Origin of the sequence: Beutenbergia cavernae DSM 12333, assembly GCF_000023105.1 — a bacterium.
GTDB classification, from domain to species: domain Bacteria; phylum Actinomycetota; class Actinomycetes; order Actinomycetales; family Beutenbergiaceae; genus Beutenbergia; species Beutenbergia cavernae.
The window spans coordinates 3,079,610-3,091,181 of the sequence record NC_012669.1; the positions used below are offsets into that span (position 1 = coordinate 3,079,610).

An 11,572-nucleotide genomic window follows, 5' to 3' on the forward strand; every position below is an offset into this window, starting at 1 on the left:
GTCGGGCGTCGCGTCCGTGCGGGAGGACGGCCGGACCGTCCCTACGCGGTGGCGGACTCCCGAACGGTCTGCTGCTGGCGGCGCCAGCGGATGCCGGCCTCGATGAAGTCGTCGATGTCGCCGTCGAACACCGCCGACGGGTTGCCGACCTCGTGCTCCGTCCGGAGGTCCTTGACCATCTGGTACGGCTGCAGCACGTAGGAGCGCATCTGGTCGCCCCAGCTGGCCTTGACGTCGCCGGCGAGCTCCTTCTTCTTCGCGTTCTCCTCCTCCTGCATGGCCAGGAGCAGGCGTGACTGGAGCACGCGCATCGCCGCGGCGCGGTTCTGGATCTGCGACTTCTCGTTCTGCATCGAGACGACGATCCCGGTCGGGAGGTGCGTGATGCGGACGGCGGAGTCGGTCGTGTTCACGGACTGCCCGCCGGGGCCCGAGGACCGGAACACGTCGATGCGGATGTCCGTCTCGGGGATGTCGATGTGGTCCGTCTGCTCGATGAGCGGAATGACCTCGACGGCGGCGAACGACGTCTGGCGGCGGCCCTGGTTGTCGAACGGCGAGATCCGGACGAGGCGGTGCGTCCCGGCCTCGACCGACAGGGTGCCGAACGCGTAGGGCACCTTGACCTCGAACGTGGCCGACTTCAGGCCGGCCTCCTCGGCGTAGGACGTGTCGAGCACCTGCGTGGGGTAGCCCTTGCGCTCCGCCCAGCGCAGGTACATGCGCAGCAGCATCTCGGCGAAGTCCGCGGCGTCGACGCCGCCCGCTCCGGACCGGATCGTCACGACCGCCTCGCGGGAGTCGTACTCTCCCGCCAGCAGGGTGCGGACCTCGAGCTCACCCATGCTCGTGCGGATCTTCGTCAGCTCGGCCTCGGCCTCGGCGAGCGTATCGGCGTCGTCCTCCTCGGCGGCGAGCTGGACGAGGGTCTCGAGGTCGTCGATGCGCGAGCGCAGCGTGTCCAGCCGCTCGAGCTCGCTCTGCGTGTGGGAGAGCCGGCTGGTGACCTTCTGCGCGGCGTCGGGGTCGTCCCAGAGATCGGGCGCCGCCGCGGCCTCGGAGAGCTCCGCGATCCGGGCGCGCAACGCGTCCGGGTCCGTCACGGCGGTGATCTGCTCGAGCGTGCCGCGTAACGCGCTGATCTCGGCAGGGAAGTCGGTGGCCACGATCCTCCAGGGTACGCGGTCGCGCGCCGCCTCAGCCCACGGCGTCGAACGCCGACTCGGGGCCTCCCGGACCGCGTCCCGTGACCGGGTCAGCGCAGCAGGCGCGCCAGCGCGTCGCGCTGCTCGGTGAACCAGGCGTCGTTCCGTCGAATGACGTCGCCCACGCCGTCGTCCCACATCCGCTGCCAGCCCCCGCCGCGCGTCTGGGCCGCGTGCCGCATCGAGTACCACGAGCGTGCGAAGCGGCGCGCCGTCACGTCGAGCAGCTCCAGACGCTCGGAGCGGTCCAGCCCATACGCGTCGGTGAATACCCGGATCCGGCGTGCGACGTCGAGATCGACCATCCCCGCGTCGCGCTCGCTGGGTGCCCGGACCGGGCCCCAGTAGCTGAGCGTCGTGGCGACGTCGAGGATCCGCGTCGACGGACCGGCGAGATCGAAGTCGATCACCCCCCGGACGTGCCGCTGCCCGTCCTCGCCCGCCGGGGAGAAGATCGTGTTCTCGACGGTGATGTCGTTGTGGCCGACGACGTCGGGAGCGTCGAACACATCGGGCACCTCGTCGATGCGGACGCGCTCACGCCAGGTCACGCCCGGCGGGAGAACGACGTGGGCCGAGACGTCGTGCAGCCGACGCTGCAGCTCCGCGAGCTCCACGAGCACGTGCTCCCCGAGCGCCCACGGGTGCACGGGACGGCCACCCATGTCGCCCTCGACGAACGTGCAGACCTCCCGACCGACGTCATCGATGCCGAGGAACCGGGGCGCACCGTCGAAGCCCGCGCGTTCCAGGTGCAGGAGGTAGGCCTCGACGGCCGCGCTGTGCTCGCCGCGAGGACGGCGCACCGTGGCCCCCCGGCGCACGAGTCCGTCGGAGACGTCGCCACCCTCGAGCGGCGTCTCGACCTCGGGGGCATCGTCGGTCCAGGTCATCGTGTCCGGGTGCACCGCGTGATCCTGCCAGATCACCCTCAGACGCGACCGGCGAGCCGCCCGAGCCGCGCGACGGCGTCGACCACGGCGTCTGCCGCCGCGGTGAGGTCCTCGGCGCCGCGGGTCCGCCCGAACGTGAACCGCACGGCGGTCCGGGCGAGCGCGGCGTCGTAGCCCATCGCCGTGAGAACCGGCGACGGCTCGTCGCTGCCCGCCGCGCATGCGGAACCGGACGAGCACGTGATCCCGCGCTCCTCGAGCTCCAGCAGCACCGCCTCGCCGCTCGCGGCCGCGAAGACGAACGACGCGTGACCCGGGAGACGGAGCGTGGCGTGCCCGGTGAGCGCGGCGCCCGGGACGCCGTCGAGCACGCGCGCAACGAATGCGTCGCGCCGCGCGACGACGGCGGCGTCGGACGCGCCGTCGTCGTCCGGCAGCGTGCGGGCGTCGGCAGCGAACCTCACGGCCGCCGCCATCCCGACGGCGGCAGCGACGTTCTCCGTGCCGGAGCGCCGCCCGCTCTCCTGCCCGCCGCCGTGCAGGAGCGGCTCGAGCGGGACGCCGCGCCGGGTCCACAGCACCCCGACGCCCTTGGGTGCGCCGAGCTTGTGACCGGACAGGCTGAGGGCGTCGACGCCCAGCGTCTCGACGTCGAGGTCGAGCCACCCGGCCGCCTGCACGGCGTCGCTGTGGAACAGGGCGCCGACGCGGGCGGCCAGTGCGGCCAGCTCGGCGACCGGCTGGATCGTGCCCACCTCGTTGTTCGCGTGCTGCACGCTGACGATCGTGGTGTCCGCCCGGAGCGCCGCCTCGAGGACGCCCGGGTCGACGCGCCCGTCGCGGTCGACGTCGAGGACGTCGACGGCGTAGCCGAGCCGGCCGAGGAACGCCGCGGACTCCAGCACAGCCGGGTGCTCGACGGCGGACACGACCACGTGCCGGCCCCGGGGCGCCGCGAGCGCGATCCCTTTGACCGCGGCGTTGTCGGCCTCGGTCCCGCCCGAGGTGAACGTGACCTCGTCCGGGCGCGCGCCCAGCACCGCCGCGACGTCCGCGCGCGCCTCCTCGAGCCCGCGCCGGGCGGCCGCGCCCACCTCGTGGTGGCTGGAGGGGTTGCCGTAGGACGGCCCGAGGTACGGCCACATGGCCTCGAGGACGTCGCGCCGCAACGGCGTCGTCGCCGCCTCGTCCAGGTAGATGCTCACGGGTCCCTCCTCGCTCGGATGTCGAGGCCCAGGTCGAGGGCCCGCGCGCTGTGCGTGAGCGCACCGACCGAGACCAGGTCGACGCCGGTGGCCGCGACGGCGGCGACGTCCTCCAGGGTGATCCCGCCGCTGGCCTCCACGAGCGCACGGCCCGCGATCAGGGCGACGCCGGCGCGCAGGTCCTCGAGCGAGAAGTTGTCGAGCATGACCGTGCCGACGACGCCGGACGCGAGCACCGGCTCGATCTGGTCGAGCCTGTCCACCTCGACCTCGATGTGCGTCGTGTGCGGCAGCGCCGCACGGGCCCGGACGAGCACGGCGGTGATGTCGCCGGCCAGCGCCAGGTGGTTGTCCTTCGCGAGCACGGCGTCCGAGAGCGAGAAGCGGTGGTTGTGCCCGCCGCCGCAGCGCACGGCGTGCCGCTCCAGGGCGCGCAGTCCGGGCGTCGTCTTGCGCGTGTCGGTCACGCGCGCGGCTGTGCCGGCGACGGCGTCGACGTAGCGGCGCGTGAGCGTCGCGATCCCGCACATCCGCTGGAGGAGGTTGAGCGCGACCCGCTCCGCCCGGAGCACCGCGCGCGCCGGGCCGCGCACCTCGGCGAGCACGTCCCCCGGACCGAACGCGGCGCCGTCGGCCACCTGTGCGGTGACGACGACGTCCCCGCCGAGCGCCGGCGCCGTCATCGCGACCGCGAACACCTCGGCTCCCGCCATGACCCCCGGCTCGCGCGCCACGAGCGCGGCGTGCGCGACGGCGTCCGCGGGCACGAGGCTCTCCGACGTCAGGTCGCCCCACGGCGCGTCCTCCTCGAGAGCGGCACCGACGACCCGCTCGATCTGCGCGCGCGTCAGCATGCGGCACCGTCGCGTCCCCCGGCGGCCGCCCCCACGAGGACCCGGCGCGGTGTGCCCGCGACCACGCTGTGCCGCGGTGGGTCGAGCGCGGGCAGCGAGTCCGTGCGGTGGTGAGCTCCGACGGACGCGGTCCGCTCCTGGGCGGCCGCCACGAGCGCGCGGGCGCACGTGAGCAGGTTGCGGTCCTCGGCGGACGCGCTGTCCACCGCGTCCGGCGTCGCGAGGCCCGCGAGCGCCGTCGCCGCCAGGGCGAGGCCCTCCGCGTCGCGCTGCAGCCCGGCGTGCGCCCACATGAGCGTGTGCAGCTCGTCACGCGCGAACGGTGCGGCGTCGGCGGCGTCGTCGAGGACGATCGGCGACGGCGCCGACCACGCCGGGCCGCCCGCCTCCCGTGCGGCGGGCCGAGTCAGCGAGCGCACCGCCCGGCGGGCGAACACCGCGCCCTCCAGCAGCGAGTTCGACGCCAGCCGGTTCGCCCCGTGCACGCCCGTGCAGGCGACCTCGCCCACGGCCCACAGCCCCGGCAGGGACGTGCGCCCGTCGACGTCCGTGCGGACGCCGCCCATCCAGTAGTGCGCCGCCGGCGTCACGGGCACCGGATCGCGCGCGAGGTCGAGGCCGCGCGCGGCGCACGCGGCGACGATCGTGGGGAACCGGCGCGCGAGGAAGTCCGCGCCGAGCGCCGTGGCGTCGAGCCGGACCGGCTCGCCCTGCGCGGCGGCGACGGCGGCGATCGCCCGCGCCACGACGTCGCGGGGCGCCAGCTCCGCGTCCGGGTGCACCTCGAGCATGAAGCGGCGGCCGCGAGCGTCGAGCAGCACAGCACCCTCGCCGCGGACGGCCTCCGAGACGAGGAAGCTGCCGGGCCCGGCGAGCGCCGTCGGGTGGAACTGGTAGAACTCCAGGTCCGCCACGGCGGCACCGGCGCGCAGGGCGATCGCGACGCCGTCGCCCGTCGCCACGCCCGGGTTCGTCGTGTGCGGGTAGAGCTGCCCGGCGCCGCCCGTCGCGAGGACGACGGCGTCCGCGGCCAGCTCCGTGCCCCCGAGCAGTCGCACGCCGACGACGACGCCGTCGGCCGACACGAGGTCGGTGACGGTCGTGCGCTCCAGCACCGTCACGTCGCTGCGGCGGAGCTCCGCGACGAGCGCCCGCGAGATCTCCGCGCCGGTCGCGTCACCGCCCGCGTGCAGGATGCGGGCGTGGCTGTGCGCGGCCTCGAGGCCGCGTGCGAGCACCTCGCCGGCGGTGCCGGGAACGCCGTCGAACACGACGCCGCGACGCCGGAGGCCGACGATCGCGTCGGGACCGCCGGCGCACAACGCCTGCGCGGCCGCCGCGTCCACCAGACCGGCGCCGGCGGCGACGGTGTCCGCGACGTGTGCCGCGACGCTGTCCGGCGCCGGGCCGGCGACGGCGACGCCGCCCTGCGCGTGGGCCGTCGCGCTGACACCGAGGTCGGCCTTGGTGAGCAGCGTGACGTCGTGCGTCGCGCTCGCCTCGAGCGCCGCGACCAGGCCGGCGATCCCGCCGCCGACGACGACGACCCTCATGCGCGTGCCCCGGTCAGCGGCTGCGGGAGTGCGGCGAGCATGCGCTCGAGCGCCACCCGCGCGTCGCGCGCGACATGCTCGTCCACGGTGATCTCGTTGCGGACCTCGCCCTCGACGAGCCCGTCGAGCACCCATGCGAGGTAGCCGGGGTGGATGCGGTACATCGTCGAGCACGGGCAGATCACGGGGTCGAGGCAGAACACGGTCTTGTCCGGGTGCTCCGCGGCCAGCCGGTTGACGAGGTTGATCTCGGTGCCGATCGCGAGCACGGAGCCGGGCGCCGCCTCGGCGACGGCGCGCCGGATGTAGTCGGTCGAACCGGTCTCGTCGGCGGCGTCGACCACGGGCATGGGGCACTCCGGGTGCACGATGACGCGCACGCCTGGGTGCTCCTCGCGCGCGGCGTCGATCTGCGCCGTCGTGAAGCGCTTGTGCACGGAGCAGAACCCGTGCCACAGGATGACGCGCGCGTCGTCGAGCTGCTCCGGGCTGTTGCCGCCGAGCTCCTTGCGGGGGTTCCACATCGGCATCTCCTCGAGCGGGACGCCCATCGCCTTGGCCGTGTTGCGACCGAGGTGCTGGTCCGGGAAGAACAGGACCCGCTGCCCGCGCTCGAACGCCCACTCCAGCACGGTCCGCGCGTTCGACGACGTGCACACGATCCCGCCGTTGCGCCCGCAGAACGCCTTGAGCGCCGCCGAGGAGTTCATGTACGTGACCGGGATGACCGGCACGCGCCCGTCGGCATCCGGCTCGGTGCCGAACCGCGCGACGAGCTGTTCCCAGCAGGCCTCGACCGAGGCCTCGTCCGCCATGTCCGCCATCGAGCAGCCGGCCGCGAGGTTCGGCAGGATGACCCGCTGCTCCTCGCGCGCGAGGATGTCGGCCGTCTCCGCCATGAAGTGCACGCCGCAGAACACGATCGTCTCGGCGTCGGGACGCGTCAGGGCGGCGTTCGCGAGCTGGAAGGAGTCGCCCACGAAGTCGGCGTACCGCACGACCTCGTCGCGCTGGTAGAAGTGCCCGAGGATCACCAGGCGCTCCCCCAGCGTCTCCTTCGCGGCGGCGATCCGGGCGTGCAGCTCCGCCTCATCCATCCGCTGGTACGCGGGCGGCAGCTGGCCCGGCCGGATCACCGGCTCGGGGATGACGTCGAGCTCGGACGATCCCGGCCCGTAGCCGGGGACGGTGTCGAACACCCACGGCCCTTCGGCCAGGTCGGTGTCGCACGTCTCGGCGGGTCGGGCGACGACGAGGTCGTTGACGGAGGTCATCACACGCTCTTCTCTCGCGGGGTGAGGAGGTTGCGGCGGCCCTGTGCGGCGTCGCCTGAGTAGCGGTACAGGCTGGGCGGGCGGTGGCTCGTGCCCTCGACGCGCCGGCCGGTCGGCTCGAGCACGTCCGAGGCGAGCATCTGGCGGCGGAAGTTGGCGGGGTCGACCTGCCTCGCCAGCACGGCCTCGTAGACCTCGCGCAGCTGTGCGAGCGTGAACTCGTCCGGCAGGAAGGCGTGCGCGATCTGCGAGTACCCGAGCTTCGCGCGGAGCCGCTGCAGCGCGTAGTCGACGATCTCGGCGTGGTCGAACGCGAGCTCGGGCAGCTCCGCCGCCACGAACCACTCGACGTTCTCACCGTCGACGGCGAGAGCCGCCTCGTCCGGTCGCACCAGCGCCCAGTAGACGATCGACACCACGCGCGCACCCGGGGAGCGGTCGAGCCCGCCGAACGCGTAGAGCTGCTCGAGGTAGCGCGGCGTGAGGCCCGTCGTCCGCTCGAGGGTGCGGCGGGCCGACGTCCCGAGGTCCTCGTCGGGGCGCAGCGGGCCACCGGGGAGCGCCCACATCCCTTCCTGCGGCTGGCGGATGCGGCGCACGAGCGGCAGCCACGGCGTCGCGAGCCCGGTCTCCGGGTGCGGCAGCAGCGCGAGGATCACGCTCGAGACGGCCAGCTCGACGTCGTCGGCCGACGACGACGGCGCGGCGCGGCTCGTGCGCGCGTCGGCACCCGGGTCGTCAGCCACCACGTCCACTCGTCCACCTCGTCCGTCGAGTAAAGGTGAACGTGACCTTATGCCGGACCTTAGAGTCGACTCAACCCTAAGGGGGTGTGAGAGGCGTCACACCCCCGACCTGTCTCCGCGCCGGCGACCCGCCGAGTGCGCGAGTTCTCAGGCGGGATCCGCCCCGAGCAGGCGGCGCAGCGCGTCGACCTGGGCGACGACGAGCCGCTCCCGCTCCGCCCTACCGAGCGCATCGGAGTGCGCGACGGACCAGGAGTCCATCGCCTGCAGCACCGCGAACGCGAGGCGCGCCTGCAGGTCCGGCGGCAGGTCGTCGCGGACGGCGCCGGCAGCGCGCCCGGCGGCCAGCGCGCCGTCGAGCCAGGCGGCCATCGCGGCACGCGTGCGCACGAGAGCCGGCGACGCCGGCGCGTCGGGCAGGTGGAAGAGCTGCGCGAGGGCGAGGTACGAGCCCTCCTGCTGCCCGAGCCGGTCGATCCGCTCGACGAGCTCGCCCACGCGTTCCCAGAAGTCGCCGCGGGTCAGCCCCCTCGGATCGGGAACGGCCAGGTCCACGGCGAGCGCCCGGCCGACCTCGTCGACGACGGCGTCGAACAGTGCCTCCTTGCCGTCGACGTAGTGGTAGAAGGAGCTCTTGCTCATCCGGCACTCGGCGATGATCCGGTTGAGCGAGGCCCGCTCGTACCCCGCCGCGGCGAACTCGCGAGCCGCCGTCGCGAGCAGCAGGGCGCGCCGATCCGCGGGCAGGACGCCGACCTCCCGAGATGCCACGAGGGCACGCTACCACCGCCGTGGACCACCCGGTCCACGGCGGTGCTACGTTGTGTGGACCGTGCAGTCCACACCGAGGAGGTCATCATGCTCGCCGAGAGCTCTGTCCAGGACCAGCTGGACGCCGCACGGCACGACGCCCTGCGCGTGCTGGTCGTCGGCGCCGGCGTCGCCGGCTCGACAGTGGCTCAGCTGCTCCGCGCCCACGGGGTGCATCCTGTGCTCGTCGAACGAGCCGGGCCGGACGCCGGGAGCGGCTACATGCTGGCGCTCATGCCGCTGGTCGACCCCGTGATCGCCGCGCTCGGCGTCGCAGAGACCTATCGCGCGGCAAGCACCCCGCTGCGGCGCTACGAGATCCTGAGCAGCCGCGGGCGCAGGCTCCGCGAATACGGCATGACGAAGCTCCTCGCCGAGTTCGGCGACAACCGCGGGCTCAGCCGCGCCAGCCTGCTGCGCGTGCTCCACTCCCCCGGCGGGGCGATCACGCACCGCGCCACGGTGAGCGCGATCACGCAGACCGAGCGCGCCGCCGTCGTCACCATCGACTCGGGCGACGGTCCGCGGACCGGTGAGTTCGACGTCGTCGTCGTGGCGGACGGCCTGCACTCGACGACGCGCGACCTCGTGCTGGAGCCGGGCGAGGTGACGCGGTTCGACACCGGGTGGGGCGGCTGGGTGACGTGGTCCGACCCTGTCCACGACGCCGAACTGGGCCGTGAGCTGTGGGGAGCGGGAGCGTTCGTGGGGTCCTACCCGGTGGCCGACCGGCTGGGCTACATCGTGTGCGGGCCGCGCGACGAGACTCGCGCCGGGCCGCGCGTGTTCACGGACCGTGTCCGGCGACACCTCCCGAGCGTCGACGCCGCACTGGAGGACGTGCTCGACGTGACGGCCCGGGAGCACGACCCGTACTTCTGGCGTCTCGACGACTGCCGCACGGCCGCCTGGTCGCGGGGACGGGTCGTGCTGCTCGGGGACGCCGCCGCCGGGTTCCTCCCGACCGCGGGAATCGGCGCGGGCATGGCGATGGAGTCGGCCTGGGTACTGGCCGGGCGGCTCGCCGACACGTCACCCGGCGACGTGCCGCACGCGCTCCGGGCGTACGAGCGCGCTCAGCGCCCACGGGTCGAGGCGGCGCAGGACAACTCACGTCAGCTGGCGGGACTGATGTTCCGGCGAAGTCGCGCGTTCGCCGTCGTCCGTGATCTCGCCGCCCGGTTCATGCCGCTCGAGATGGCCATCCGGCCCATCCGGCGCCTGCTGCGGACCAGTCCACAGCCTCAGGCGGCGGCGCCCTCGGCCCAGCCGCCGCGGCGATAGGCCGGCGTCGCGAGCGCCAGGACCACGAGCGCGAGCAGGATGGAGCCGACCATCACCGTCGCCATCGCGACGGCGTCGCCGCCGAGCACCCCGACGATCGGGCTCGCGGTGGCGGCGACGGCCGCCTGCACGGCGCCGATCGTCGCGGCAGCGGCCCCGGCTCGCTCCCCGTGCCGGCTCAGGGCGATGGCCGACGCGTTCGGGGGGACGAATCCGTTGATCGCGATGACCGCCCACAGCGGGATCACCAGCCCCACGATGCCGCCCGCCCCGGTGAGCGCGACGACGAGCAGCGCGACGCAGGCGAGGAGGCTGGCGGGCAGAGCGAGCCGGATGATCCGGATCGGCGCGAACCGCCGGACGATCGCCGCGTTGACCTGCGCCGCCGCCACGAGGCCGATGCCGCCGGCCGCGAAGAGGAGCGCGAACTGGTTCTCGGAGAGCCCGTAGCCCTCGCGGAGGATGAACGGCGAGCCCGCGACGTAGGCCATGAGGGCGGCCATCGCAAGGCCGGGCAGGATCGCGAGGACGAGGAAGTGCCGGTCCCGCACGAGCACGCCGTAGGAGCGCAGGGCACCGCGCAGACCGTCCGTGCGGCGCCGCTCGGTGGGCAGGGTCTCGGGCAGGAACTTCCAGACGGCGAGCATGAGCAGCAGGCCGAGGCCCGCCAGCACGGCGAAGACGGCACGCCAGCCCGCGACGCCGGCGATGGCCCCGCCCACCGTCGGGGCAAGGAGCGGTGCGACGCCGATCACGAGCATGAGGCGGGACAGGATCGCCGACGCCGTGCCGCCGGTGAAGCGGTCACGGATGACGGCCATCGCGACCACCTGGGCGCTCGCGTTGCCCACGCCCTGGATGACGCGCAGCACGACGAGCGGCCAGAGGCCGGGGGCGACGAGGCACAGCAGCGACGCCACGACGTGGAGTCCGATGCCCACGAGGACCGGCGCGCGGCGGCCGAAGCGGTCGGACATCGGGCCGACGAGGAGCTGGCCGATCGCGCCGCCCACGAGGACCGCCGAGATCGTGAGCTGCGCCGAGGCGGTGGTGACGCCGAGGTCGGTCGCGACGTCCGGCATCGACGGGAGATACATGTCGATGGTGACGGCGCCGAGGCCGGACATGGCTCCGAGCAGGAGAACGAACTTCGGGCTCACGCGCTCGTGTCGCACTCGCGCACGGCGCTCAGCTGTCTGCGCGGGGTCGACGGCGGCAGCCGGGTCGACGGCGGCAGCGGGCTCGGCGACGCCGGTCGCCTCGCCGGGTGTGGTGACGTGCGGCGTGGACGGCGCGTGGCGGCGACCGGCAGATCGCCGGTTCAGGACAGGGAGGGGCACGGGCAACAATTCTCGCGGCCGGCGGCGCCGTTGTCGAATCGATTCGAGCGGGTTCGTCGTCCCTTCGCCCGGCGTGCACAAGATCTCCCCCTGGCGCTGGCCACGGACCGCGTGGTGGGATGGGTGGTCCGCGCTTCGAGGAGGTCCGCGTGCCCAACACGTTCGTGCCGGCGGCCTACGACCTGGTGTGGTCGGGTGCCGCCGTGGTCGTGCTCGGCCTCGCCGTGTGGGCGCTCCTGAGCCTGGGCGCGGACCGCACGCTGACGCCGGGCGTGCGCCTCCTGTGGGCCGTGCTCATCGTGGTTGTGCCCGTGCTGGGCGCCGCGGCGTGGCTCCTCGGCGGCCGGTCGACACCTCGCGCCGCCGCGAGCCGCGGCCGGCGTTGAGGATTCTGCCCCCCAGGCCAGA

General features: G+C 74.1%; 11 protein-coding genes. 2 read left to right on the forward strand and 9 right to left on the reverse strand.

Annotation, left to right across the window (positions count from 1 at the left end; translation table 11 throughout):
- Nucleotides 1-41: 41 nt before the first annotated feature.
- The 8 genes from prfB to BCAV_RS14005 form a co-directional block, all read right to left on the reverse strand.
- The gene (gene prfB, locus BCAV_RS13970; RefSeq protein ID WP_144016966.1) at nt 42-1,169 is read right to left on the reverse strand and encodes a peptide chain release factor 2; all 1,128 of its coding nucleotides are present in this window, start codon (nt 1,167-1,169) and stop codon (nt 42-44) included.
- Nucleotides 1,170-1,255: 86 nt separating this feature from the next.
- On the reverse strand, nt 1,256-2,113 hold the full coding sequence (locus BCAV_RS13975; RefSeq protein WP_015883257.1) for an aminoglycoside phosphotransferase family protein: 858 nt from the start codon (nt 2,111-2,113) through the stop codon (nt 1,256-1,258).
- Nucleotides 2,114-2,136: 23 nt separating this feature from the next.
- Nucleotides 2,137-3,303: a cysteine desulfurase family protein gene (locus BCAV_RS13980; protein WP_015883258.1), complete on the reverse strand. Its 1,167-nt coding sequence runs from the start codon at nt 3,301-3,303 to the stop codon at nt 2,137-2,139.
- Nucleotides 3,300-4,157: a carboxylating nicotinate-nucleotide diphosphorylase gene (gene nadC, locus BCAV_RS13985; protein WP_015883259.1), complete on the reverse strand. Its 858-nt coding sequence runs from the start codon at nt 4,155-4,157 to the stop codon at nt 3,300-3,302. Before nadC ends, BCAV_RS13980 begins: the two co-directional genes overlap by 4 nt.
- Nucleotides 4,151-5,710, reverse strand: coding sequence for an L-aspartate oxidase (nadB, locus tag BCAV_RS13990; RefSeq protein ID WP_015883260.1), 1,560 nt, complete (start codon nt 5,708-5,710; stop codon nt 4,151-4,153). The genes nadC and nadB overlap by 7 nt, the downstream gene beginning before the upstream one ends.
- On the reverse strand, nt 5,707-6,984 hold the full coding sequence (gene nadA, locus BCAV_RS13995; protein ID WP_015883261.1) for a quinolinate synthase NadA: 1,278 nt from the start codon (nt 6,982-6,984) through the stop codon (nt 5,707-5,709). Before nadA ends, nadB begins: the two co-directional genes overlap by 4 nt.
- Nucleotides 6,984-7,739 (reverse strand): NUDIX hydrolase, encoded by a 756-nt coding sequence (locus tag BCAV_RS14000; RefSeq protein ID WP_015883262.1) that lies wholly within the window; start codon nt 7,737-7,739, stop codon nt 6,984-6,986. Before BCAV_RS14000 ends, nadA begins: the two co-directional genes overlap by 1 nt.
- A 138-nt stretch (nt 7,740-7,877) precedes the next feature.
- Entirely contained in the window at nt 7,878-8,501 is a 624-nt protein-coding gene (locus BCAV_RS14005) for a TetR/AcrR family transcriptional regulator (RefSeq protein ID WP_015883263.1), read from the reverse strand.
- 87 nt (nt 8,502-8,588) lie between these two features.
- Here BCAV_RS14005 and BCAV_RS14010 point away from each other — a divergent pair, with 87 nt between their 5' ends.
- Entirely contained in the window at nt 8,589-9,824 is a 1,236-nt protein-coding gene (locus BCAV_RS14010; protein WP_015883264.1) for an FAD-dependent oxidoreductase, read from the forward strand.
- Here BCAV_RS14010 and BCAV_RS14015 read toward each other — a convergent pair.
- Nucleotides 9,785-11,164 carry a multidrug effflux MFS transporter gene (locus tag BCAV_RS14015; RefSeq protein WP_245528845.1) on the reverse strand — a complete coding sequence of 460 codons (1,380 nt, stop codon included), beginning with the start codon at nt 11,162-11,164 and terminating at the stop codon, nt 9,785-9,787. The genes BCAV_RS14010 and BCAV_RS14015 overlap by 40 nt on opposite strands.
- 149 nt (nt 11,165-11,313) lie before the next feature.
- Between BCAV_RS14015 and BCAV_RS14020 the strand changes: the two genes are divergently transcribed.
- Nucleotides 11,314-11,550 (forward strand): PLDc N-terminal domain-containing protein, encoded by a 237-nt coding sequence (locus BCAV_RS14020; RefSeq protein WP_015883266.1) that lies wholly within the window; start codon nt 11,314-11,316, stop codon nt 11,548-11,550.
- Nucleotides 11,551-11,572 lie beyond the last annotated feature (22 nt).

Excerpts from the sequence above, each read along its gene's own strand:
- nadA (WP_015883261.1), bottom strand. The coding sequence starts at position 6,984 with ATGACCTCCGTCAACGACCTCGTCGTCGCCCGACCCGCCGAGACGTGC.
- BCAV_RS14010 (WP_015883264.1), top strand. The coding sequence starts at position 8,589 with ATGCTCGCCGAGAGCTCTGTCCAGGACCAGCTGGACGCCGCACGGCAC.
- nadC (WP_015883259.1), bottom strand. The coding sequence starts at position 4,157 with ATGCTGACGCGCGCGCAGATCGAGCGGGTCGTCGGTGCCGCTCTCGAG.
- nadB (WP_015883260.1), bottom strand. The coding sequence starts at position 5,710 with ATGAGGGTCGTCGTCGTCGGCGGCGGGATCGCCGGCCTGGTCGCGGCG.